The following is a 24,174-nucleotide window of genomic DNA, read 5'->3' as shown; positions in this document are numbered from 1 at the left end:
CAACCTCGCGCGAGGTTGCTGGGCCGCCGTCAGGTAGTAATTGGGGGTCAGAGGGAGAAGAAGGTTTTGAGTTCGGTGCTCAGCGAGGTCAAGCGTTCCTTGAGGGCCGGTTTGAGGGAGGCACTCGCCGAGGCGGCCGGCAGACGCACTCCTGCGCTGGCAGCCGCACGGGCATCGGCATCGGTCGCAGCCTGGAGCTCGGAGGGCTCGGCGACGACTTCGAGATAGCACTTGAGCTTCGGTTCGGTGCCCGAAGGACGCACGATGACCCGCGAGTTCGACTCCGAGAGCAGCAGGATTCCGTCGGTCGGAGGCAGCCCCTCATACCCGGCTGCGAGGTCGTGGACCTCGGCGACGGGGGAGCCGGCCAACGTGGCCGGAGGATTCTCGCGCAGCTTCGCCATCGCCGTGGCGATGAGGGAGACATCGTCGAGGCGGAAGCTCAAGGGAGCGGTGGCGAAGTAGCCGTCGCGGGCCCGGATCCGATCGAGTTCGGCCTCGATGCTCGATCCCTCGGCCTTCAGTCGGGATGCCAGAGCCGCGAAGGTCACGGCCGCCGAAATGCCGTCCTTGTCACGGACCGCAGCCGGATCGACGCAGTAGCCGAGCGCCTCTTCGTAGCCGAAGACAAGATTGGGAACTCGGGAGATCCACTTGAACCCGGTGAGCGTGTTCACCGCGGTGAACTCGTGACTGGCGGCAGCGGCGGGCAGCCCACGGGAGGACACGATCGAGTTCGCGAACACCGGAGTCTCCGCACCCGCCGCACGATGTGTGCCCGCAGTCAGGCGCGTCGCGGCATCCTCACCGAGGAGGAGCCCCACCTCGTCGCCGGACAATTGCCGGTAACCGGTCGCGGCAGACTCATCCGGAATGGCCGCGGAGAACCGGTCGGCGTCCGGATCGTTGGCGATGATGAGCTCGGCGCCGACCTCACGGGCCAGCGCGAAGGACTCGTCGAGAGCCCCGGCCTCCTCGGGATTCGGGAACGACACGGTCGGAAAGTCCGGATCCGGTGCCTGCTGGGAAGCCACCGGGTGAAGGTTCGTGAACCCGGTGCGGGTCAGCGCCGCCTCGGCGACTCCGGCACCGACGCCGTGCAGTGAGGTGAGCACGATCGACAGATCCGCTTCGGCCCACACCCTCAGATCATCGATGCGAGACAGGTACTCCTCGACGATCGACTCGTCGAGGTGCTCCCACCCTGACTCGGCTCGTGCCACCGAGGCCACGGATTCGACCGCGGCGATCTTCTCGGCGATCAGCGCATCTGCCGGGCTGACGATCTGCGCTCCGGCACCGGCAAGGGCGGCAGAAGGATCGGATTCGATGGCCTGCAACGGCCGCTGTCCCAGGTAGACCTTGTACCCGTTGTCGGCCGGCGGATTGTGGCTGGCCGTGACCATGACTCCGGCGTCCGCTCCCCGCTTTGACAGCGCGAACGCCAGCAGCGGGGTCGGCAGCTGGTCGGGCAGTTGGATCGCGACCCCGCCGGCGGCGGTGACGACGGCGGCGGTGTCGCGAGCGAACTCCGCGGACTTGTACCGGGCATCGCAGCCGATGACGACACGGAATCCCTGACCGACAGTGTCTGAGAGGAACGCGGCCAAACCGGCGGCGGCACGGATGACCACGGCCCGGTTCATCCGGTTCGGGCCGGCGGCGATCTCACCGCGCAGGCCGGCGGTGCCGAAGACGAGGGGACCCGAGAACCGGTCCTCGAGGTCGGCGATCGCCGCCTCGTCGCCGCTCTCGGCCTCGGCGAGGATGTGCTCCAAGGTGGTGGCCGTCTGCGGATCGGGGTCATCGGCGATCCAGGCGCGGACCACCTCGGCGTCGAATCCATGTCTGAAGCGATCGGCTACGCGGGTCATATGAGTCCTTTGCGTGTTCGCGGTGGCGGGTTGGGGGAGTGCGGAGTCGGGCGGGCCGTCTCAGAGCTTCGCGACGATGTCGGCGAGCAGGCGAGAGATGCGCGGGGCCGCTGCGGCTCCGGCTTCGATGACTTCGGCGTGGGAGAGCGGGGTCTCCTGGATGCCGGCGGCGAGGTTCGTCACCAGGGAGATGCCCATGAGTTCGAGCCCGGCCTGACGTGCGGCGATGGCCTCCAACGTCGTCGACATGCCCACGAGGTCGGCACCGAGGATCCCTGCCATGCGCACCTCGGCGGGGGTTTCGTAGTGGGGTCCGCGGAACTGCGCGTACACGCCTTCGTCGAGCGTCGGGTCGATTTCCTTGGCGATGGTGCGCATGCGCGGGGAGTACAGATCGGTGAGATCGACGAAATTCGCGCCCTCGATCGGGGAGGTCCCGGTGAGGTTGATGTGATCGGAGATGAGCACCGGGGTGCCGGGTGCCCAGTTGCGGTTGAGGCCGCCGCACCCGTTCGTCAGCACAAGCGAGGAGCAGCCGGCCGCAGCCGCGGTGCGCACACCGTGAGCGACTGCGCGGACTCCCTTGCCTTCGTAGTAGTGGGTGCGCGATCCGAGGACGAGCGCATGTTTGCCGCTGGCCTCGATGCGCACCGTGCGCAGGGTCGCACCGTGGCCTTCGACGGCCGGAGCGTGGAATCCGGGGACCTCGGCCGCGGAGATCTCGGCAACGGTTTCGCCGAGGAGGTCCGCCGCCCCGCCCCAACCGGAGCCGAGGACGAGTGCGATGTCATGGGCGTCGATGCCCGCGTTCGCGTTGATGGTCGTGGCCGCGGCGTGCGCGGCGGCGGTAGGATCGCTTAAGTCAGTCATGACGCCAAGATTATCAAGTTCCCCACCGCCCAAGGAGCGAGCACATGCCGATTCGAGAGCTGACCGACGGTGACGATCTGCGCCTGAATGAGGTGTTCGCCGACGCGACCACCCCGGCCGGTCATATGGCCAGGTCCCTGTTCCGTCCGTCCTCGGACTCGCCGCTGATCCGCTCCGTCATCGCCGAGGTGGTTCCCGACGTTCCCGTCGGAGCCGCCGCGATCGCCGAATCCCCGCTTCACCCCTACCGGGCGTGGGTCCATGTGGAGGTTGCAGCCGAGGAACAGGGCCATGGTCAGGGGCGTGAGCTCTTCGAAGCGGTGTGTGCCGAGACGCGGGGAACCGCGCTCGAAGGCCTCGATCTGCGCGCCCGCGTGCATGCCGGCAGCCCGGGCGAGGGCTTCGCGCAGGCGCTCGGCTTCACCCCGCTGACGACGACTCGCGTGATCAAGGTGCCCGCCGGGGCTCTGCCCCCGGCAGGAGGCGGTCGGGCCGAGGACCTCGAGATCGTCGCCACCGGTTCGGTGAAGCTGACGAAGGCGTTCCTCAACTGGTACACCGCAGTCAACCGCGACGATGCCGTCGGCCCACTGACCATTGGACAGGTGAACAACGCGTTCCTCTCCGAGGCGGCCGGTGCTCACGGTGCTGCTCTGCTGAACGGCGCGGCCGGAACCGCCGAGGCGGGTGGGCTGAGTGCCTTCGCCGTGTCGTATGCGAGGGAAGCCGATGAGACAGCCGGTGTTCTGCCCTCGGCCGGTGAACCAGGTGCCGGAGACGGACCCGGTGACGGGCCCGCTGTCGTCGATCAGGTCGACGAGGAGCCGCCGACCGAGCTCATCCTCGGGTCGATGTTCGAGACCCGCGACGATGCCGCCGACACGACGGGCGAGGACTTCGCCGCGGCCGTCGCCGATGCCGAACTCCTGCTGGCCCGGCTGTCGGTCGATGCCGATGTCGTCATCGAAGTCACGAGCGGAATGCCCGTGATCTCCGCTCTCGCCGACCGGCTGCTCGAAGCGGGAACCGCGACCGAGCTCTACCGTTACGAGACTCTCTCAGGACCTCCTTCCGACGTGAGCTGAATCAGGTGCGACTCCCGTGGGGCTGAAGACGCGGACGGGGCGGGCCTGATCCTCGGTGACGAACCAGCCCGTCCCAGCCAGCCCATCGAGCGGGGCCCGTCGCAGCACCCCGAGCCCGGTGAGATCCTGCCCGATGTGTACGCCGAGCACGAGCAGCGGCCCGAGATTCTGAGCCTTGGCCAGCGGGGAACCATAGCCGGGAGTGAACCGTGTCGGCGCGGTGAGCACATGGTCGTGTCCGTCGAGCAGATCCCAGTCGAGCGGGTCCGACTCCAGATGGGCATCATCGTGGACATCGACCACGCCGAGGCTGCCCAGGTAGGTCGCGAATCCGGTCTTGCCGCTCTGCGGAGAGCCGCGAACCGTGAGCACCGAACCGTCCCGCCGGGGATCCCACATGACGGAGTCGCCGAAAGCGTCGACACCGATGGGGATGCAGCCCGGGATGGTGCCGAACGATTCCGCAGACGCGACCGTAGGACGGTCAAGGCCCCGCCAGCGTGGAGCGAATCCCTTTCGGGACTCCGGAATGCCGGGTGGTCCGCCGAGGATGCTCGTACCCGCCTCGGACATCGACGAATCGAATCGTGCCGCGACAGCGGGCGCGAATTGCACATCGGCGCCGTCCTCGCCGGCGGCCCGTGCGCACGGGCCGCGGATGACGGCGCGCAGATCCGGCCAGCTGCCGGCGAATCGCTGGCGGCTGAGCCCGACGCTCGTCCCGTCTTCCCCGGCCTCGGGAGGGAAGATGATCTGAGTGGCGAACCGCGAACTTCTGCTCGTCATGTTCCGGCACCCGGCAAGCAGGAAGACGAGATCTGATCCGGGACCATGCCCGAGGAGACGTTCGGTGCGTTCGGACCAACAGTGGTCGAGCGAGTCGACGAATTCGGCCCAATTGCTGCACACGAGCAGGCTCGGCGGCTGTCGGCTCGGCCCCGAACTCGTCGGGGTTTCGGTGCCGGTGCCGTCTCGGGGGTTCCTGGCCGGACCCCCGCTGGCCGCGAGATGGTCGAGAACCGCCTGAATCTGCCAGCCTGAGCTCATGCCGCAGCTGATCTCGGCCCAGTCGAGGGCTGCGGCGATCCTGCCGATCGCGATGATCCGTCGGGTGGGGGCGGCCGCTCGTGCCATGGTCGCGATCACGGATTCCACGGTGTCCGGGCTGCCGCCCGTGAGGATTGAGGAGCCGTCCACATCCGGGTCGAATGTCCACATCGCCTGCCGCTGGTGACTGGGAACATCGACGATTCCCGTGACCCCTGCGAACGGTTCACCGCCTGCCGCCCCCGGTTCATCGAAGTCCGCGGCCAGCGCTCGAGAAGCCCGCGACGATACGTCACCTGCCCGGGCTGCCACCTCTTCCGGTTCGGGCAGCGGCGGCAGCACCACCTGCCGCTGAACCGACGGTTCCCCGGGATCGTCACTGTCCCCGGCCGCTGTGACGATGTTGTCGACGTCGACGCCGACGACCCCGCCGGCCAGGGACGGAACCGGTCCCCGACCCCAGGAGCGAATACGGGGTCGGAGGACCGCCTCGGCGTGGGTGTCATGTCCGAACGGCACCGCCACGCGGAACCGGGTGACGCTGATCCCGGAGTCCAGGCAGGCGGCACCGGGTTTGTCCGCGGGCAGGAACGCGCCCGCCTCCGTGCCGATCACGTCGAAGGAATCGGTCTCATCGCGCACTCGCAGGCACACGCGGACGTTGATGTTCGCCTTCATCTGCCCGGTCACGACGCCCATGGGGCGCTGTGTGGCGAGAATGAGATGAACGCCGAGGGACCTGCCCAGGGCGGTGAGGTGTTCGAGCAGGTCAGCGGCTCGCGGATGAGTCGCCATGAGTGCATGGAACTCGTCGATGACAACGACGAGACGTGGGGGAGGAGCAGCGAGATCGGCGACATCGGCGCACCCATGATCGGCCAGCAGCCGCTCCCGATGGGTGATCTCGGCGCGCACCGAGACGAGAGCGCGAAATGCCAGACCGGAGTCGAAATCGTCGAGCACACTGTCGGTGTGCGGCAGCTCCTGCAGCGGTGAGAACGTCGCCCCGCCCTTGAAATCGATGAGGACGAAGCGCAGTCGCCGAGGCGGCTGTGCCAAGGCCATCGACAGCAGCCATGTCTGCAGGAGCAGGGATTTCCCGCTGCCTGTGGTGCCGGCGACGAGAGCGTGGGGACCGTCGGAGAACAGATCGATGCCGGTCTCACCGTCGGTTCCGCGACCGATCGGCACCGGCCCCGCGGCCGGAGACCGCCACCGTTTCCGAATGGATTCGGGCGCGTCGTCGCAGAGTTCGCCGAGTCCGTGGTCGGGCCAGGCGCGGAGGCCGGTATCGGCAGAGCGGCCACAGTGCAGGGTGACGAATCGGGCGGCCGGCATGAGCGTGGCGATGAATCTCCGTCCGGGCACCGGGCCGCCGGGCGCCGTCGAGGAGTCGGTGCGAGCCTGCGCGAGGCTGCCCACCGTCATCGAGACGGCAGAGCCGGCATGCGGGGCGGTGAGCGTGAGAACGGCAGGGTCGACATCCTCGTCGAGGGTGATCGCGATGGGATCGTCCATGTTGGTGTCTGCGCGGGTACCGGACCGGACCGTGGTCGATGCGCAGTCGTCGGAGAACTCGGTGCCTGCCAGCTCCGGCAGCAGTGCGAGTTCGGAATCCGGCCGCCATCTGAATCGCCGGTCGGCCAGCCAGGCGAAGGCCATGGTGCGCAGGACTGTCGGCGTCCCGCTGACGGTGACCGTCGTTGTGCGCGGATCGATGCGGATCGGCATATCGGCGCAGGCGACTCGACCGTCGACGTGGTCGGTTCCGTCCTGCAGCTGTTCGTCGATGGTGAGGTCGCTGAAGACCGTCCCGAAACCCAGACACAGACCGGGGGAGGAGAAGATCCTGTGTCGCTGCGCTGCCTCGAGGCGGCGCAGCCTGGCTCGTGCTTCGGCCACCGCTTCGTCACGGTCGAGTCGGCATTGTGCGCTGTCGCGAGTGAAGCGCTTCTTCTCCACCAGGTAGGCGACCCACCCGGAGAGCGGGGCCGAGACGCTGAAGAGGAGGAACCACCACATTCCGGTGGCAACGGCCAGCACCACGCCGATGCCGACCGGGATGAGGAACGTCCACCATTGTGGGGGTCTGGCCGGCCGAGGATCGTCGATCGTCTTCGGGGCGATGTGGATGTCATCGCTGTGGTGCAGGGGCGGAGACCGGATCGGCGGAGTCGAATGGGCGGCCGAGGACGAAGCACGGGCGGACGAACCATCTGCTGTGCCCGGTGCGAGCACAGTCGTTCCCAGACGGATTGCGGGCTGATCTCCTGTGGCATCGAGTCGCAGCGGCTGTGGGGTGCGGGAGATGCTGGGGTCGATGACGGTCAGGCAATCGGTGTGGGACAGCCGAGACAGGCGGGCTCGCCGAGGGTCGAGGCTCAGAGCGAAGCCGGAGTCGGGCCCTGCCAGGACGGATACGCTCGTCCGTGCGGAGTCGGCGCAGGTGTCCGCGGTGCGCAGAGAGTTCGCCCCGACAACGGTGATCGGATTGAGTCGCTGCCAGTGACCCCAGCTGATCGACTCGATGCTGCGGTTCTCGAGCCGGTTGCCGGTGATGAGGTCCTGATGCGTCAACTCGGGTCCGAGGGCAGACCGGAAGACGTCGACGGCCGGTTGGGCTGATTCGGCCTCGATGCTCATGCTCGTGACGGCTCCGTTCGTCTCAATGCGGTGGATGAGCCCCAGGGTTCTCATGCCCACAGACTCACCGCGATCGCACGGTTCGGGCAAGAGCGAGAAAACACCCTGTGGAAACGGTGTGGGAATCCACAGCTTCAAGGCGTGTGAGTGGGCCTGGAATCCACAGGAATCGGAGGCGAAGTGAAGACGACGGGCCGCGATCAGTCGAGGCGCAGGGCGCCCCGGGCATAAGCGGTGGCGTGGAGGTCGATGAGGCCGGGGACGAACGGTGAGAGCAGCGCCGGAGAATAGCGGGCCTCGATGCGGATGCGCACCGAATGCGCCCCATCGGCATCGGCACTCAACCGCAGATTGCCCATGTCCTTCGGAGTCGGCACCGCGTCGAGGTACCGTCCGGCGGCGCGTTCGGCCGCTGGAGGTGAGAATACGAGACCGGGATCGTCGCCGGGAGCCGGTTCGAACGAGTCGGAGGCAGCCAGCGCCGCAGAGTCGGCCAGCCCCTGCAACTCTCGGCGGGCCATGTGCAGGTCGGTCAGGGCGGCGATGAGGAAGGCCAGCAGCAAGGCGATGACGACGAAGCCGATGGCCAGCGGCGTGATGGACCCGGCATCCGAATCATGATCCGGCTCTTGACCGCGTGTCGGATTCCCACGCCGCTTCGAGCCGTGCTCTCCCGTGGCCGGCATATCACTGGCTTCCTGTGGCGACGACGTCGGTGTGGTTTGCACGCAAGGTGATGTGCGGTGACCGGTCGGAGCCGAAGAGGAGCGGGAACCCCGGCAGCGACACTTTCGTCACGACTCGTGCGGTGACGAGAGAGCCGGCCTGTCCACAGGGGCCGGTGCACGAGTAGGTGATGGAAGACGGCGCATCCCGCAGCCCGAAATCCGCGAAATGCATGTCGGCGACCGCGCGGGCTCGAGCCTCCGAGGGGTTCGCGTCGCGAGCGGCGATGCGTGAGGCCGACATCGCCGCCGAGGTGGTCGCATAGCTGGCCGCCTGCAGCTGAGAGAGGGTGAGCATGAGGTAGATGACCGGGATGAGCAGGACGATGGAGGCGAAGATGAACTCGATGACCGCCGTTCCCTCATCTGCTGATTCGGCCGCAACCTCCCGGCCGATCTCGGGTTCAGTCACGGTCGATGTCCTCGACGATGGATCGACCGCGCAGGTCCCAGACCTCGGCGGGGCCCCACAGCCCGAGAACCGGGAGTGGAGTCGTCACCCGCACCTCGACGATCTCGACGGCACCGCGCTGCGACGTCGAGACGGTGACCTTCTGGGCGTAGCGCTCGCCCACGGACACGCGGATGAGGTCGCGGGTGAGCTTCTGCCCGTCGCGCGGAGTCTGATCGGCCAGGCTCGCCTGCCTCGCACCGGCGATGGCGGAATCGATGACCGTGTTGCGGACATGGATGACGAGACCGATCTGCAGGGCTCCGGCCAGGATGAGAGCCAGCAGCGAGGCGATGAGCGCGAACTCGGCGACAGCGGATCCCGAATCGCTGCGCTCGCCTGCCGCCGTCACCGAGTCAGCCCTCCTCCGGCCGTCCGGTTCCGTCTCGTCGTCTGTGGTCACCGCCTGGTCACCCGGCCCCGCGGACCTTGTTCATCGCGTCTTGGAACATCGAGGTGAAGGCTTCGCCGGCCAGCGCCCACAGTGCAACCACCAACCCTGCGGTCATGAGAGTGATGAGGACCCAGCCGGGAACGTCCCCGCGATCGGGTCGGTCGACATGGTTCGCGTCGATGTCGGTCTCGGCCGCCTCGGGGATGGTGGTTCCCCCTCGTGGAGGGGGACCGGGGATGAGCCCGAGCATGAACGGGACGAGGCGGTAGGTGAACTGGCGGAACATCGTGTCTCCTTCATCGGCGAGGTCGAGGTGTCGATCCGCGTGGTCGGTGGTGCGGGACTGGCTGTGGGTGCGGGGAATGGTCGGTGGTGCGTGGCGTGGACGTTATGGACTGAGGTCGAGGACGGTCAGGGACGGGAAGACGGCGAAGATCACGGTGACGGGAAGCACGAATACGACGACCGGTACGAGCATCCCGATCTCTTTGCGACCGGACAGTTCGAGCAACCGCCGTCGGGACTGTTCGCGCACATCAGCGGCTTGGGAGCGGAGCACTTCGGCCAGTGGTGTGCCGCGGGCCATCGACACGGCGAGGCCGTCGACGAATTGGACGATCTCCGGGATGGCGATGCGCGTGGCCATCGTGTCGAGCGCTTCGACCAACGGTGTGCCGGTGCGGGTGGCGGCCAGGGCCGCGCGGAGTTCGTCGATGAGATCGCCGGAGCAGGTGCGGCACACGCGTTCGAGAGCCTCCACGATCCCCTCACCTGCGGTGATGGACAATGCGAGGAGTTCGGCGACGGTGGGAAATTCGGCAAGCACACGGGATTCGTGGCGGGCGATGGCTTGGCTGAGTCGCCAATCGTTGAAGACGTGCCCGGCGATACCTCCGCTGATGACGAGGATGACGGTGACGATGGGGGAGAAGCCGCGTTGTGCCGACAGCGCACCGGCCAGACCGCCGGCGACGATCATCCCGACGAGGATGCTCAGCACCTGGCTGATGCGGAACCGTTCGATCGTGGCATTGCCGCCGAGGCGGTCGATGCGCAGCCGCAGAGTCGCATCCGTGGTGATGCGCGACGTCACCCACAGGGTCGAGCTGACCAGCCATGACTTCGCCAGCCCCCAGAAACCGTCGGCGCGCGGGGTCGGCGGAGCGTAGATGTCGACCAAGGATTCCTGATCCCGCAGATAGGGTGCGATCCGTGAGGACAGCGTCGGCCTGCGCAGCGGCGGAAGGGAGAGGACGAAGACACACAGAGCGAAGCCGTTGAAGAGTCCGAGGGCCAGGATCGACAGTGGCTCGCCGAGGAGACTCATGCCGCCCGTCCGTCCGCGGAGTCGTCGCTGTCGGCGGTGAATCCGCTGCTCAGGCCGGCGTTGTCTGCGAAACGTCGGTGGGCGGCGCTGAGCGAGGACCCCTCGATGACCCGGGGTTCGGCCGGGAGTCGACCGATGCGCTTCATCGCCTGATACGCCAGCAGAGAGACGCCGAAGCCCGCCGCCAGGAGGATCAGCCCGGTCCGCGAGTTGTACGCCACCGCCGTTTCGGGTCGAGTCGACAGGAATGCGAGGACCACCCAGGGAGCTGCGACGGCCAGTCGGGCGCCGTTGACCGTCCACTGCTGCCGGGCGGAGAGCTCGTTGCGGGTGCGGGCATCATCACGGACGAACTGTGCCAAGGCCCGCAGCATGGTGCCCAGGTCGCTGCCGCCGACCTGCCGGGTGACGCTGAGTGCGACGACGATGCGGTCGGCCACCGGGTCGGCGCTGACCTGTCTGAATCGCTCCAACGCCAAGGCGAATGAGCCGCTGGCCCGATATTCCTCGGCGAAGACTTCGAACAGCGGCCGCAGCGGTTCGGGCCCGCGATGAGCCAGAGAACTCAGCGCTTCGGGCAGAGACAGTCCCGCGCGGACTCCGGAATTGAGATGGTCGAGGGTTTCGGGCCACAGCTCACGCCGCATCACCTGTCTGCTGCGCGCCCGATGCTGCAATGCCCGGTGCGGCAGCCAGGAGGCGAAGAGGCCGAAGCACAGCGCAATCGCCCACGATCCGGTGAGCACCGTCGAGACGACGGTCACAACACCGAATGCCGCAACCGAGATGAGCAGCAGATGGACCGGACGCAGCCTGGGGAATCCGGCACCGGTGAGCATGTCATCGAGTTCGCGCACCCACCGCGACTGAGTCCGCTTGCTCTGCGGTCGCTGCCACAGCGACGTCCAGATGAGGAAGAGTCCCGCACCGAGGCAGGCACCGCTGAGCAGAGCGAACTGCGAATAGCTCATGCCGCCTCCAGAATGGAGTGAAGATCGCGGCCGATGGCCGCAAATCGCTCGCCGAGGTGGCCGAACCCCTGACCGCGGATGAGCTGTCCGCGGGGCGAATGGAAGATCGTGTCGAGTTCGACGACGTCGCCTTCGACTCCGCCGGGCACCGCGCAGATCTCATCGACCCGGCGTACCCCGGACGGATCTCTGCGCAGGTGGACGACGACGTCGAGGCTGACTGCGACCGTGGGAACGACGAACGCCGAGGAGATGTTCGCCCCGGCAAATATATGGAATAGGAGGTGCAAATGACCTATCATGAGTTGTATGACTGAGACTGCGCTTTCTTACGGCCGAGCGAGCAGGGATCCCAAGCATCGAGGCACTTCGGTGGATACCCAGCTCAAAGCCAACGTCGATTGGGCAGACCGAAATGGTGTCTCTATTACTCATACGCTTCGTGACGACAATCGTTCGGCCTCAGCATCTCGCAAACGAGACCGGGAGAAGTTCGACGAGGCGCTCGAGTTGGTCAGCAGTCGTAAAGTCGACTTCCTCCTGGTCTGGGAGATGAGCCGAGCGCTTCGCGACCTCTCTGATTATGTGCTCTTGAGACAGGCCTGCATCGACTCCGGAGTACATCTGGTTTACAAGGGCCGCCGATACGATCTCAGCCGTTCTGACGATCAATTCACCACCGGGTTGGATGCGCTCATGGCCGAGCGTGAAGCTGGCGACATCCGTGACCGCAACCTGAGGACTGTGCGAGATAATGCGGAGAAACGCCGCCCCCATGGCCGGTTGCCGTATGGATACCGCCGAATCTATGACTCAGCCACCGGGTCGCTGATCGAACAGACGCCCTATGACGAATCTGGCGAGCTGCTTCCGGCTGCCCGGGTATTGGCTGAAGTTGTTCGAGACATCCTGGGTGGTAAGTCTCTCCGCCGAGTCTGTATGGGGCTGAACGAACGTGGAATCCCTAGTCCGCGAACTGCCCGAACCAAGACGCTGGAAGAAAACCCCGATGACGTCGTCACCGTGTGGGAGCCGTCCACACTGCGCCAACTGCTGTTGAACCCGACGATCGCGGGGCGACGAGTCTATCGCGGGGAGGACATCGGCGCGGCGGCGTGGGATCCGATCGTCGACTACGGTGAGTGGCTGAAGCTGCATGCGCTTCTGACTGACAAGTCCCGACTGACAGTGCCGACGCCCAGGGGGCCGGCACCGAGACATATGCTTTCGGGTATTGCGAAGTGCGGCGAGTGCGGTTCCCGACTGAAGGCTTCGACGAACCAACGGCGAATGAAGAAGGCCTACCTCTGCGAGAAGGAGGGTTGCCGGAGAGTCAGCGTGACTGGAGTGCCTGTCGAAGAGCTGGTCGAAGCGACGATCCTGGCTTTGTTCGACTCTCCAGGATTTCGCGGAAGCTTGGTCACTGCCTATCAGGATCGCGAGTCGGGCGAGGAGAACGGTCGGAACCTGGCAGGCGAGATTGCTGCGCTGGAGGCCGAGCGCGACGAGCTCGAATCATATCGCCAACAGAAGCTCATCACGTTGCGAGCGTATGCAAGCGAGGACAAGCGAATCGAGACTGAACTGGACGAGCTCCGCCGAGCGGAGGTTGCTCCGATACCATCGACCAACTTGCGCAAGATGCTCAGTGCGGAGTCTCTTCGGGAGAGCTGGGCGGACACTACGTTGATGGATCGCAGGGAGATCGTCCGGATCCTATTCGACATTTCCGTTAATCGCCCGACGCGGAACACCGGCCGGCGGTTCGATCCGAACCGAGTGGTCGTCGCGCCCAGCGACTTCCTCCGTGATGATGTTCTTCAGGGGAAGCCGTTGGGAGCGAAAAGCTAAGCAGCATCGGACTGGCGAGCTTCTCGAGCGAACTCGTGCGGATCGAGTACATCGATGAGTCGCTTGGCAACTGTCGGTCCGGGGGCAGGAATGCCGTCCAAAGTGGCAGACAGCCACTCGTGAAATTCGTTCGTGTCGGTGAGGGATTGGTGGTTGGTTGATGGGTCGGCCATGGCGAAGAACCTTCGGGGTCAACGATGACCCGGTTCCCCGCCTCGGTAGTTGGGCTGTTTGACCGGCTTCCTATTCGGGAGAAGTACCCCGTGCTTCGCTGTCACGGCCCCGATGGGATCTCATTCGTTCGTTCTTATTTTAGCAACCGAAAGGGCACTGCGATAGAGGCACTCCGAAGGTTGAGAAGCCTGTGCATGGCGATTTGTAAAGATCGATTCCGTGGCGTTCTAATGAGCGTTTGCCAAAGCTTCGGACTGATACGGAACGGTGATAGCCTCAACAGGATCGACACGTGGCTCAGTCGCTTATCAGTTGGTAGCAGCGTGAAACCTGAAGGACTGGTAAAACCATTCTCGGGTCGGTCCACTTTGATTGCACCGCAGAGGGTGGCCAAGCGAAATCGCTCGGCCACCCACCTTGACTTCGTGGAATATTCAACTCAGGTGTTGCTTGGCTGATGTTCGACTGGTTCTGTCGACGGTTCCCTGCGCGGACCTAAAGAGACTACGCCGCTGCGAATTGCAATAATCGCGCCGATAAGACTGACAACAGCGGTCATCGCAAGCCAAATCCCGGGAGCGGCGGTATTGTCGAATTGGTGGATCATGCCGGTTGCAATCGCAGGAGTGAAGCCGCCGATGATTGCCTGCGCGAGACTGTAGGCGACTGAAAACCCGGTCGCTCGAACGTTGGCCGGCATCATCTCGGTAAGCGTCACGACCATGACTCCTTGGTAGCTGCCGTAGAGGAACGAAAACCACAGCAACGCAGTAAGCAGGCGACCAAAAGACGGTGCGGCCACAAGCCACATCATCACCGGATACGCAGTGATGCCGATAATTGTCGACGATGCAAGTAGCAATTTGCCCCGTCCGATCTTGTCTGAGAGTGCTCCCATGGCGGGTATCCAAATAAGATTCGAGAGGCCGACGGCGAAGGACACGATGTAGCTATCAATTGCGGCCAGATGCAGCTCTCGTTCCCCGAATGTCGGAGTGTAGGTGGTGATCAGATAGAACATGGAGCTGGTCAGCACGACGAGGAGGATCGCAATGCCGATGATCTTCCAGTTCTGTCCTAGGGTGACGAGAATTGTCTTGACACCGGGCGTCTGTTTCTTCTTCTCTCGGCTGGCGAATTCCTCGGTCTCTTGCAATGTGCGACGGATATAGAAGAGGAACGGCACCAACAATGATCCGAAGATGAACGGGATTCGCCAACCCCATGATTGGACTTGCTCGGCGGAAAGACTCAAATAGAGGGAAACCCCGATGATTGCGGCAACCATTACGGACACTTGCTGGCTGGCAGACTGCCAGGACACGAAGAAGCCGCGACGCCCCTTCGGCGCGATCTCAGAAAGATAGGTAGACACACCTCCTGACTCGGCACCGGCCGAAAAGCCTTGTAATAGCCGGCCGATGAGAATGAGGATCGGAGCAGTCACTCCGATCGCGCCATATGTCGGTGTGAACGCGATGAGGAGGACGCCCGCCGCCATGATCGAGAGACTCAGTATGAGGCCCTTTCTGCGTCCCTTGTGATCAATGTACGAGCCGAGCACGATTGCTCCGAGCGGCCTCATGATGAAGCCGACGCCGAAGGTGACGAATGACAACATCAGCGAAAGATACTCATTGCCTGACGGGAACATTGTCGCCGCGATGGCTCCGGCATAGAAGCCGTAAACCATGAAGTCATACATCTCGAGAAAGTTTCCGCCGGTGGCCCGGAAGACGTCTCCGGCCAGTCTTTTGCGTTGAGTCGGTTGCGACATCTTTGTCTCATTCCGTTCTGATATATAGAACTCAGTTTCAAATGGTGTAACTATCGTTGTATCGGGTAGCCGGAAATGTCAAGAGTTGCCGCGAGATGGACCGATGGGGGGGGTGTCTGGATCGATGGTTGTCAGATAGTTCTGGATGTGTAGACTAGAAAACAGAACGCCGTCCTATATAATGGAACGCATGAATACGACACTGCTCAAAGGACTGAAAATGCTCGAAGTGCTCGCTCGAAGTGAGAAGAGCCGATCGATAAGCGAACTTGTTGGTGAGTTCGAACTGCCTAAGAGCAACGTTCATCGCACTCTTGGTGCCCTCGTCGAGGCGGGTTTCGTTCAGCAGGACGCGGCCGGCAGGTATGAGTGCACGTTGAAGCTATTTGAGCTCGGGAGTCTGATCACCAGCCGGATTGACGTCCGTTCCAAATCGGAAGCAGCCATGGAACGTTTGGCAGGGGTTACGCGAGAGGCCGTTCATCTTGCGGTGATCGACGGTGCCGACGTCGTGTACCTGCATAAGATCGAAAGTTCGGAACCGATCAGGGCGTATTCGCGAGTCGGCGGACGAGCGCCTGCCTATTGCGTTGCTTCCGGAAAAGCCCTTCTGGCTTACCAAAGCGGCGACTACCTGGCTGACTTTCCCGACGAGCTGACGGCATACACGCCGAAGACCCTGACTGCCAAGTCCGACCTGAGCCGGGAGTTGTCGGAGGTTCGCCGGGATCGGATTGCTGTCAACGGGGGCGAATGGCGAGAAGAGGTTGGGGGAGTCGGGGCAGTCGTTTTTGACCATGATGGGCGACCGGCCGCCGCGGTCGGAGTGTCCGGGCCGATCGAGCGGATCCGGGCCAATCTCGATTCCAACCGGGAGAAGGTCCTTATTGCTGCTCGTGACATTTCTCGAGCACTAGGTTGTCAAGACTATGAGCGGACTATCGCTCGCTGGGAAGGACGAGAATGAGTGATCAGCTTCTCAACGGAGTCCGGGTGGTTGAAGTATGCACGGTAGCGTCCGGACCTTACTGCGGGATGTTGCTGGCAGATATGGGCGCTGACGTCATCAAGATAGAACGGCCAGGAACTGGAGACACGATGAGGGGCTGGCCGCCAATCAGTGACGGCTACAGTGAGAACTTTGCCTCTCTCAACAGGAACAAGCGCTCGATTGCTCTCGATCTGAAAGACGACGAAGATCGACGCGTTGCGGATGAGCTGATGGCCTCTGCCGACGTGGTCGTAGAGAACAACCGTCCAGGTGTAATGGATCGGCTGGGCTTTGGATACGACTCCGTGAGCATGTCCAACCCTCAAATTGTGTACTGCTCGATCTCCGCGTACGGGCAACGAGGACCGCGAAGCCGTGAAGCAGGGTTCGACCTCACCATTCAGGCCATGAGCGGGATCATGAGTGTGACCGGAGAACCGGACGGTCAGCCGGTCAAATGCGGGGTACCCGTCGCGGACTTCGCAACAGGGCTCTATGCCGCGTACTCGATATCCTCAGCACTCCTGCGTGTGCAGTCCAGCGGGGTTGGCTCGCACTTGGACATTTCCATGCTGGGATCAAGTCTCGGAATCTCTGCTCTGCAGACCAGCCAGCTGTTTGGCAGCGGAGATGATCCAGTCGCGCTCGGCGGAGCGCACCCGCGGAATGCCCCCTACGAGATATTTCGTTGCGCCGATGGAAATGTGGCGATCGCTGCCGGCAACAATTCCCTGTTCAAGGCGTTCTGCATCGCTTTCGACCGCCCGGACCTGCTGGAAGACCCACGATTCTCAAGCACAGGAAAACGCGCAACTCACCAGACTGTCCTCAAATCAATTGTCGAGAACGAGCTTATAGCGGAACGGCGCGCTGCTGAGGTGTTGGCTGCCTTGAACGAAGCAGGAGTGCCCTGTGCCCCGATCAACCGCTACTCGGAGGCGATTGCTGACCCACAGGTCCACGCTATGGGATGGGTGCAGAATCTGACACTCCCCAACGGCACCGAGACCCAAACGTTCGGGTCTCCCGTCCACGTCAATGGACGGCCGAGCAATGTAATCAAACAGCCGCCGCTGCTCGACGAGCACCGTGACGAGATCATCGCCGAACTCGCTGGTCTCGAAGAGGCAAAGGAGCCCATCACATGATCAAGCAGACCTCGTTACCAGTGAGAATCGATAACGACGGAGTCGTGTCTCGAATTCGACTCAACCGTCCGGAGAAGCGCAACAGTTTCAACTCCGACATTGTCGAAGCGTTGATCGACGCCGTTGAGAAGGCTCATCGTGAAAGCATGCAACTCATTGTCTTCGAAGGTGAAGGCAAGAGCTTCAGCGCCGGTTTCGACTTCACTGACCTATCGAACCAAACGGACGCTTCCCTTGCATTTCGATTTCTCCGAGTCGAGACCCTCCTGCAACTGGTTGCTTCGTCCCCGGTCTCGACACTTGCGCTGGCTCACGGACCAACTTTCGGCGCGGGAGCTGATCTGTTCACAGCCTGCGACGAACGCATCGTCGACCCTGATACAACATTCCGATTTCCTGGATTGAAGTTTGACGTGGTTCTCGGAACGCGACGACTCAGGGACCGCGCCGGTCTCGAAACCGCTCGGTCGGTACTTGCTGAAGGTCGAACGCTCTCCGCTCAAGAAGCGCACGGCGCAGGCCTGGCCACCGGCATCTCTGACCGGAACGAATGGTCGTCTGTTATCGATGCGGCGGTCGAACGAGCTCGACTGCTGTCTCATGAGGGGACTGCGTCGCTGAATGCCGCTCTGGAGGTCGGAGAACCTGACTTAGATTTTGCCGAACTGGCTCGCAGTGTGACTGTACCTGGGTTGCAATCCCGGATTGTCGAATATGTGGAAGGTAGCCGCAAATGACGGAACAAATACAACAACGTGGCAAGGAAGTCTCGTTGTCGAGCCTGGTGGGGCTCATCCCGGATGGATCGACTATCGCGTTTGGTGGAAGCTTTCTCCATCGTTCTCCCAACGGCGTTGCGCGAGAACTCGTGCGACAAGATAAGCGAAACATAGAAATCATCAAGCAGTCGCCGGGCTACGACATCGATCTGTTATGCAGAGCTGGCGTAGTCGACCGGGCGCGGACTGGGATCGTTGCGATCGAGGGCAACTTTGGTCTCGCTCCGCACTATCGCAAGGCAGTGGAATCGTGCGCACTCAAGCTCGAAGAGCACTCGTGCGCGACACTCACGGCAGGGCTCCGGGCATCGGTTTTCGGAATCCCTTTTCAACTGTGTGCTGGGATAGATGGCTCCGACCTAGCTGAACTCAACCGCTGGGTGAAGATCGATGACCCCTACGGCTCCGGTCGTCACGGATGGGCGATTCCGGCTATCCGGCCGGATTTTGCCATTCTTCATGTCAATGAAGTCACGGACGAAGGTGATGCTCGAGTATTCGGCACATCTCATTGGGACCGGGTGATGAGCAGGGCGGCGAAGAAGGTGTTGATCGTCGCCGAGCACAAGGTCGATGCAGCCGAGTTCCGAAAGGAGCCCAACCTCACCTTGGTCCCTCATTTCCTCGTCGACGCGTACTCTGTGGCTCCGGGCACTGCATGGCCGGGGTCCTGCTGGCCAGATTATGAGGTCGACTATTCAGCGGTAGAACGATATTTGGAGCCGGGCGACGACGCTTTCGGCGCGCACCTTAGCGCTGCTCCGGAGCTGTTGGAGGCAGAGCATGCTTGAGACATCACGGACCGAGGAAATAAGCCACGAGGCATCCGCCTTTGAATACATGGTCATCAACTTGGCGCGGTTTATCCGACCCAACGAAATCACATTCAGCGGCGTGAACTCGACCTTTCCTATGCTGGCGTGTTTGCTCGCTAAACGTGCCTACGACTTTCCCTTCACCTACATCAACGTCGCCGGAGGTGTTGACCCAGAACCCGCGAGCGTTCCCATCTCGAGTTCTGACCCCATCCTGACCACCCGCACCGCATCAATTTTCGACAACGAGGACTTCTATGATCTGAGCTGTCGGGGCGGAATGGACCTGAGTTTCCTCGGAGCGGCTCAGATCGATGGGAGAGGAAGGACCAACAACTCAGCAATTGGTCCCTGGACGCACCCAAAGGTGCGACTTCCAGGCGGCGGCGGAGCCGCAGTGATGCTGCCGACCGCACAACGCTGCGTCACATGGCGGACCGAGCACAGCAAACGTACTCTCGTCGACGATTTGGACTTCGTCACGGCTGACGGCGGCATGCATGGTCTCGTGACACCGCTTGCCGTGTTCGAGCTCATCGACGGGGCACTGACGCTCAAGTCGTTCAATCCTGAATCGTCTCTCGATGCGATTCGCAAACGAACTGGATTCACTATCTCAACTAGTGGGGTAGAGCCGACCCCTCCGCCAACATCTCGAGAACTCGAAGCACTGCGTTCACTCGATCCAGAAGGAGCGATTGCAGCAGACAACGAAGTGAGTGTGCAATGACATCAGCGGCAGAAGACATCACTTTATCTCAGTGGATCAGTAGCAGCCTTGACCTTCATGCGAGCAACGATAGAACAGCCTATGTTACGAAGTCCGGTATCGTAACCTACGCTCAATTCAGGGACCAGGTCGCGAGAGCACAAAGTAATCTGTTGGATCTCGAAGTGACGCGCGGGACTCGGGTCGGACTGGTCGTCGACAAGACCGTTGAATCACTGGCCGCCTTCGTCGGGTTGATACTTATGGGTGCATGCCCAGCTGTTATCGATCCGCGCACTCCCGTGAGCCTGCTCAGAGAACAACGTGAAGTCACAGAGTTGTCAGCGTTCGTCTGCGAGGCAGCTCGATATGAAGAGCTCTTAGAGATTTCAGACAACGTGGCGTCGACGAGCGATCTTACCAGCGCACCAAGTTGCGACCTGCTCATGAGGGACATTGAACTCGAAGACGAAGCATTGCTGCTGTTCACCTCCGGCAGCACTGGCCGCCCGAAGGGCGTCGTTCTCAGTCACCGTGCTGTGGTGGCGCACGCGGCAGGAGTCATCGAACGTACTGAACTGTCGTCGGATGACGTGCTGCTCCACTTAATGCCGATCTTTCATACCAACGGGGTCAACAATCAGATCATCGCGCCACTGCTCGCTGGTGCAAAGGTGATCCTTGAAGAGAGATTCCAACCGAAGACCGCTCTTGAATCTCTAGCGTCGGCTGGTCCTACGATCGTCACCGGTGTGCCCACGATGCTGCTTCGAATGCTTCCGCACATTGCGTCGGACGCCTCGTATCCAAGCCTTCGTATGATCCGATGTGGGTCAGCTCCCATTAAACCTGAACAGGTCGAAGAGATCGAGGCCGCGTTTGGTGTACCGGTCGTGCTTTCGTACGGCATGTCCGAAGCAACTTGTACTTCCACAATGAACCCGCCAGATCGCCGAAAAGTGGGCTCGGTCGGCACTGCGCTTGCAGGACAGTCCGTGAGGATTGCCAAGCCGGGAAGCACAGATCCTGTGCCTGGGAACGAAGACGGGGAAATCCTCATCGGAGGAGAAACTCTGATGAAGGGATACCTGGGTGCGGAAGGTACCAACCCGGTGGAAGACGGCTGGCTTCACACCGGCGATCTCGGACACGTCGATTCTGACGGATACTTAACAATCTCTGGCCGTCTAAAAGACACAATTGTGCGTGGAGGCGAGAACATTTCTCCAGCGACGATCGAGCAAGTGCTTATTAAGCATCCCAGTGTTAACGATGTGTGCGTGGTTGGACGTGAGCATCACGATCTTGGTGAGGTGCCAGTGGCGTACGTAAGCGTTACAGATACCACGGATGGGACCTCGACTTCAGAGTTGGAAGCTTGGGTGAAGCGCTCTTTGAGCCGTCCGTTCGTCCCTGAACAAATCCAGATTCTCGATCAGCTGCCTGTCACTCCAGTGGGCAAGATCGATCGGAAGTCCTTGGCTGAGCTCGACAGACGTGGGGCGGATGCTCACCGTCGCGCGACGTGTGATTCGCCCCGGGAATAATGGAGACAGAGAAGCCACGGAAAGGACTTCCCTGTCATGCCCCAAAAGAAATACCCGCTCGAGCTTCGTGAACGAGCAGTCCGCATGGTCCTCGACGCTCTCGAAGCCGATCCGGGTGCCCGCCGCGGCATCTTCCGCCGTATCGGCGACCAACTCGGTGTCAACCCCGAAACACTGCGGTCCTGGGTCAACCAGGACCAGGTCGATGCCGGCGACCGGCCCGGCACCACCACCGCGGATGCCCAGCGGATCAAGGACCTCGAGAAAGAGAACGGGACCTGCTCGTCGTAGGACTTGTACTCCTTGACCCCGTTGTCCAAGAACACCGCCTGTGAAAAATGAGGACCGGCCCTGGACCTACCGAAGTAGGCGGAACCGGTCGTGATGAGTCAATTCTATCCTGTGCAGGGGCATTGATGCTACGCACACCGCTAAGTACTCATAAGGAAGGTCGGTTCTCCGTCGACCGCGGGCCGCTGGGGACCGAGTAAGGCGTCTCATAGACACCACCATTACGATGCTCGACAAGTTCTTTGCACTTGCTCAGGCGATGCAGTCAGTTACTCGATTGAGGTGCAACAGGATCCGCCAGCAAAGACAAAGGCTCGATCCCGAGCTTTTTTGCCAAGGCCGTGAGCGAGTCCAGTGACATGTTTCTTTCGCCGCGTTCCAATGAAGCGACGTAGGTCCGGTCGTATCCGAGGTGTTCAGCCCATGCTTCCTGGGTGAAGCCGCGTTCTAGACGAATGGCACGGAGATTCGTCCCAAGTCGTTGGTTGAGTGGACCTCTTTTCTGCACTCAAACAGATTCGCTCGGTGGTACTTATAGATCCACGTACTTATAAGTATCATTGAAGGCATAATGACCGATCGATAGGCAACGAGAGCCGAGCAATGCGCTACCTGGTCGCCGGCTCACAAAGAGATGAAACGGAGGAAGATCATGGTGACGAGGACGATTCTGGTCTCCGACCTGAGCGGCGAGCCCGCGGCGGAGACGGTGAGGATCGGATGGCGGTCCACCTGGTACGAGACCGAGCTGACTGCGACCGAGTGCGCCGAGCTCGACGAGATGCTCGCACCTTACCTCACTGCCGCCCGGAAAGCGGCGACGAAGCCATCGAGGAGGTTCGTGCCCGACACGACTGTCGAGGAGCGCGAGGAGATCCGTGCTTGGGCGAAGTCGAACGGTTACGAACTGGCCGACTATGGCATGATCCCGAAGAAGATCTACCGTGCCTTCCAGAAGGCGCATGCATGACCCGAATCGCGCCGATCAAGTACTACCAGGGCCGCGTCGCCTATCCCAGCCAGGAGCAGATGCGGCAGGCGCGGGCGCAGTTCGACTTCATCGAGCACGACGACGGCGGTCGGCCCACCGAGGACCGCGACTGCACGCACGCGCAGCGGATCATCGCGCGCGGGCCCTCGTCGCAGATCCGGCGGATCGACGAGCAGGCCCAGCAGAAGTTCTTCGACTACATGGGCTACAAGTACGGCTTCCGCGTGCTCTCGCACGAGAAGAGCAGCGACTCGCACCGAGGCGAAGTGACGATCACCCACGAGATCGTCTACGTCGTCGAGTCACAGCCGACGAAGGGGTACGTGAAGCTCACGCTGAAGTCGGAAGTTCCACAGGTGCCGACCGACGGATGCGGAGACATCTTCAGTGGAGAGGAAGTGAACGAGATCCGCCGCATGTTCGATCAGAAGTAGGCGACGGCCGAACTCGGTTCTCGAGGCGTCGACGGAGACGTGACCAGAACGGGCAGTTAAGGAGAGCGATTCTATGAGCGAGGAAAGCAAGCCACCCGAGCCGGGGTCCTTGCTGACGCGAGTGCCGGGCCGTGCGCGATCACGTGCCAAGGCGCAGGAAGACTTCGACGAGTGCGCCGAGCTGCTGCGCCGACGCTACAAGCCAGAGTTCCGAGATCTCTTCGTGCCGAAGGCCGTGAACGTGTACCGCTGGCGGGTGCAGTTGGAGTGCGGGTGCGTCTACGAGCTCTTCACCCACGGGAAGGACGACTTTCCGGACGATCAGAACTGGAATGCTCCGCGGCCCAACCGCAAGCTCCCTAAAGGAGAGTTCTGGTGCACGAACAATCACGGCCAGGGAGACGAGAACTATCGAGACATCGTCGAATGGCTCGATTCCGAGATCAAGGAATTCCCGCCGGATCCCGAAGAGCCTCCGTCGGAGGACATGGACCTCGATTTCTGGGCCAAGGTCCGGCGGCCTGAACGCCACTCATCTACCTTCTGGCGCGTTCGGCTCTCCTGCGGTCACGTCTTCGAGCACGTGGTCACCGAAGTCGGATGGAAGCCGGAGGACGGTCCGAAGCTCGTCAGCGAAGAACGCGCCGCGCAAATGCGGCGTGACTTCGAATCCTACTGGTCCAGTGCCGCCGAGTGGCCACCGTCGGAGGCTGAACGCGACCATGAGAGGCGCATGATCGATCAACGCTGGCCGAGGCCGGAGCCGGAGCAGGACTGCCACATCTGTCGCTTCGCCCAGCGGATCACCGGGTACCAGCGAATCGGCTGGCTGGTGCCGCGGGCGAACCAGAAGAAGACAGGCATGAAGCTTGACGAGGAGCAGCGGAAGAAGGCAGAGGCTCGCCTGGCGAAGATCGAGGCCGAAACGCGGTCGCTGCGCGAGAAGCTCGGTCGCGAAGCAGGCTCATAGTCGCGGTAGGGGAGTGTGCTCGTTCCGGGACAACCGGCGATGCTCCGAGAAGGTTTGGCGGTACCGGACGGAGGGATGATCGCTCGCCTGGGGGCGGAGGTCCGTGAGTGCCGTCTTTGGTCGTTCTGTACTGCGTCGAAGGAGGGCATTAGGGCCCATGGGCAGGGAGCCTCAGATGTCAGGTCGAGGTCTCGTTTGTGATGCCGTTCGCATCCTCGACCTGCCGGAGGATCGTGACTACGAGGTCAATGCGCTCCGGCCGCAGGCCTGGGGACCAGAGGTTTGCGCCGAGATCACTGCCCAGATTGGT

The 24,174-nt window shown here is 62.6% G+C and carries 24 protein-coding genes; 12 read left to right on the top strand and 12 right to left on the bottom strand.

The window, feature by feature from the left end:
- Nucleotides 1-47: 47 nt before the first annotated feature.
- Nucleotides 48-1,874, bottom strand: coding sequence for a phospho-sugar mutase (locus QYM46_RS13955; RefSeq protein WP_432789418.1), 1,827 nt, complete (start codon nucleotides 1,872-1,874; stop codon nucleotides 48-50).
- A 60-nt stretch (nucleotides 1,875-1,934) separates the two neighbouring features.
- Nucleotides 1,935-2,744 carry a purine-nucleoside phosphorylase gene (locus QYM46_RS13950; RefSeq protein WP_432789417.1) on the bottom strand — a complete coding sequence of 270 codons (810 nt, stop codon included), beginning with the start codon at nucleotides 2,742-2,744 and terminating at the stop codon, nucleotides 1,935-1,937.
- 44 nt (nucleotides 2,745-2,788) lie between these two features.
- Between QYM46_RS13950 and QYM46_RS13945 the strand changes: the two genes are divergently transcribed.
- A complete protein-coding gene (locus QYM46_RS13945; protein WP_169252891.1) occupies nucleotides 2,789-3,829 on the top strand; it encodes a GNAT family N-acetyltransferase in 1,041 nt (346 codons plus the stop codon).
- Here the strand turns inward: QYM46_RS13945 and QYM46_RS13940 are convergent.
- The 8 genes from QYM46_RS13940 to QYM46_RS13905 all read right to left on the bottom strand — a co-directional run bounded on the left by QYM46_RS13940 (nucleotide 3,803) and on the right by QYM46_RS13905 (nucleotide 11,677).
- Nucleotides 3,803-7,573 carry an FtsK/SpoIIIE domain-containing protein gene (locus QYM46_RS13940; protein ID WP_432789416.1) on the bottom strand — a complete coding sequence of 1,257 codons (3,771 nt, stop codon included), beginning with the start codon at nucleotides 7,571-7,573 and terminating at the stop codon, nucleotides 3,803-3,805. The two genes, QYM46_RS13945 and QYM46_RS13940, sit on opposite strands and share 27 nt — an antisense overlap.
- Nucleotides 7,574-7,719: 146 nt before the next feature.
- Entirely contained in the window at nucleotides 7,720-8,205 is a 486-nt protein-coding gene (locus QYM46_RS13935; protein ID WP_432789415.1) for a pilus assembly protein TadG-related protein, read from the bottom strand.
- A gap of 1 nt (nucleotide 8,206) precedes the next feature.
- Nucleotides 8,207-8,656: a hypothetical protein gene (locus tag QYM46_RS13930; protein WP_432789414.1), complete on the bottom strand. Its 450-nt coding sequence runs from the start codon at nucleotides 8,654-8,656 to the stop codon at nucleotides 8,207-8,209.
- Nucleotides 8,649-9,098 (bottom strand): TadE/TadG family type IV pilus assembly protein, encoded by a 450-nt coding sequence (locus QYM46_RS13925; RefSeq protein WP_432789413.1) that lies wholly within the window; start codon nucleotides 9,096-9,098, stop codon nucleotides 8,649-8,651. Before QYM46_RS13925 ends, QYM46_RS13930 begins: the two co-directional genes overlap by 8 nt.
- A gap of 7 nt (nucleotides 9,099-9,105) precedes the next feature.
- Nucleotides 9,106-9,375 (bottom strand): hypothetical protein, encoded by a 270-nt coding sequence (locus QYM46_RS13920; RefSeq protein ID WP_432789412.1) that lies wholly within the window; start codon nucleotides 9,373-9,375, stop codon nucleotides 9,106-9,108.
- A gap of 102 nt (nucleotides 9,376-9,477) precedes the next feature.
- Nucleotides 9,478-10,416 (bottom strand): type II secretion system F family protein, encoded by a 939-nt coding sequence (locus QYM46_RS13915; protein WP_432789411.1) that lies wholly within the window; start codon nucleotides 10,414-10,416, stop codon nucleotides 9,478-9,480.
- Nucleotides 10,413-11,387 (bottom strand): type II secretion system F family protein, encoded by a 975-nt coding sequence (locus QYM46_RS13910; RefSeq protein WP_432789410.1) that lies wholly within the window; start codon nucleotides 11,385-11,387, stop codon nucleotides 10,413-10,415. The genes QYM46_RS13915 and QYM46_RS13910 overlap by 4 nt, the downstream gene beginning before the upstream one ends.
- Nucleotides 11,384-11,677, bottom strand: a complete 294-nt coding sequence (locus QYM46_RS13905) for a hypothetical protein (protein ID WP_432789409.1) — start codon at nucleotides 11,675-11,677, stop codon at nucleotides 11,384-11,386. Before QYM46_RS13905 ends, QYM46_RS13910 begins: the two co-directional genes overlap by 4 nt.
- 19 nt (nucleotides 11,678-11,696) lie before the next feature.
- On the opposite strand from QYM46_RS13905, the gene QYM46_RS13900 reads away from it, so the two are divergent.
- Nucleotides 11,697-13,238, top strand: a complete 1,542-nt coding sequence (locus tag QYM46_RS13900) for a recombinase family protein (RefSeq protein WP_432789408.1) — start codon at nucleotides 11,697-11,699, stop codon at nucleotides 13,236-13,238.
- A gap of 613 nt (nucleotides 13,239-13,851) precedes the next feature.
- On the opposite strand, the gene QYM46_RS13895 is transcribed toward QYM46_RS13900, so the two are convergent.
- The gene (locus QYM46_RS13895; protein ID WP_432789407.1) at nucleotides 13,852-15,189 is read right to left on the bottom strand and encodes an MFS transporter; all 1,338 of its coding nucleotides are present in this window, start codon (nucleotides 15,187-15,189) and stop codon (nucleotides 13,852-13,854) included.
- A gap of 190 nt (nucleotides 15,190-15,379) precedes the next feature.
- Between QYM46_RS13895 and QYM46_RS13890 the strand changes: the two genes are divergently transcribed.
- From QYM46_RS13890 to QYM46_RS13860, 7 genes are read left to right on the top strand one after another with little or no spacing between them, the layout of a single operon-like run.
- A complete protein-coding gene (locus QYM46_RS13890; protein ID WP_432789406.1) occupies nucleotides 15,380-16,156 on the top strand; it encodes an IclR family transcriptional regulator in 777 nt (258 codons plus the stop codon).
- Entirely contained in the window at nucleotides 16,153-17,328 is a 1,176-nt protein-coding gene (locus tag QYM46_RS13885; protein ID WP_432789405.1) for a CaiB/BaiF CoA transferase family protein, read from the top strand. Before QYM46_RS13890 ends, QYM46_RS13885 begins: the two co-directional genes overlap by 4 nt.
- Nucleotides 17,325-18,065, top strand: coding sequence for an enoyl-CoA hydratase/isomerase family protein (locus QYM46_RS13880; RefSeq protein WP_432789404.1), 741 nt, complete (start codon nucleotides 17,325-17,327; stop codon nucleotides 18,063-18,065). Before QYM46_RS13885 ends, QYM46_RS13880 begins: the two co-directional genes overlap by 4 nt.
- Nucleotides 18,062-18,898: a CoA transferase subunit A gene (locus QYM46_RS13875; protein ID WP_432789403.1), complete on the top strand. Its 837-nt coding sequence runs from the start codon at nucleotides 18,062-18,064 to the stop codon at nucleotides 18,896-18,898. The genes QYM46_RS13880 and QYM46_RS13875 overlap by 4 nt, the downstream gene beginning before the upstream one ends.
- Entirely contained in the window at nucleotides 18,891-19,652 is a 762-nt protein-coding gene (locus tag QYM46_RS13870; RefSeq protein WP_432789402.1) for a CoA-transferase subunit beta, read from the top strand. The genes QYM46_RS13875 and QYM46_RS13870 overlap by 8 nt, the downstream gene beginning before the upstream one ends.
- A complete protein-coding gene (locus QYM46_RS13865; RefSeq protein ID WP_432789401.1) occupies nucleotides 19,649-21,178 on the top strand; it encodes a class I adenylate-forming enzyme family protein in 1,530 nt (509 codons plus the stop codon). Before QYM46_RS13870 ends, QYM46_RS13865 begins: the two co-directional genes overlap by 4 nt.
- A 36-nt stretch (nucleotides 21,179-21,214) precedes the next feature.
- Nucleotides 21,215-21,469, top strand: coding sequence for a transposase (locus QYM46_RS13860; protein WP_432789400.1), 255 nt, complete (start codon nucleotides 21,215-21,217; stop codon nucleotides 21,467-21,469).
- Nucleotides 21,470-21,734: 265 nt separating this feature from the next.
- On the opposite strand, the gene QYM46_RS13855 is transcribed toward QYM46_RS13860, so the two are convergent.
- Entirely contained in the window at nucleotides 21,735-21,977 is a 243-nt protein-coding gene (locus tag QYM46_RS13855; RefSeq protein WP_432789399.1) for a helix-turn-helix domain-containing protein, read from the bottom strand.
- Between the two features lie 147 nt (nucleotides 21,978-22,124).
- On the opposite strand from QYM46_RS13855, the gene QYM46_RS13850 reads away from it, so the two are divergent.
- The 3 genes from QYM46_RS13850 to QYM46_RS13840 all read left to right on the top strand — a co-directional run bounded on the left by QYM46_RS13850 (nucleotide 22,125) and on the right by QYM46_RS13840 (nucleotide 23,864).
- Nucleotides 22,125-22,439 (top strand): histone-like nucleoid-structuring protein Lsr2, encoded by a 315-nt coding sequence (locus QYM46_RS13850; protein WP_432789398.1) that lies wholly within the window; start codon nucleotides 22,125-22,127, stop codon nucleotides 22,437-22,439.
- Complete coding sequence (locus QYM46_RS13845) at nucleotides 22,436-22,894, top strand: hypothetical protein (protein ID WP_432789397.1); 459 nt, start codon at nucleotides 22,436-22,438, stop codon at nucleotides 22,892-22,894. The genes QYM46_RS13850 and QYM46_RS13845 overlap by 4 nt, the downstream gene beginning before the upstream one ends.
- Nucleotides 22,895-22,967: 73 nt before the next feature.
- Nucleotides 22,968-23,864 (top strand): hypothetical protein, encoded by an 897-nt coding sequence (locus QYM46_RS13840; protein ID WP_432789396.1) that lies wholly within the window; start codon nucleotides 22,968-22,970, stop codon nucleotides 23,862-23,864.
- The last annotated feature ends 310 nt before the right edge of the window (nucleotides 23,865-24,174 follow it).

It is taken from the genome of Brevibacterium sp. K11IcPPYGO002 (assembly GCF_050920635.1).
Classification (GTDB): Bacteria; Actinomycetota; Actinomycetes; order Actinomycetales; family Brevibacteriaceae; genus Brevibacterium.
The sequence above is the reverse complement of the archived record's forward strand: the minus strand, read 5'-3'. Positions and strand labels throughout refer to the sequence as shown.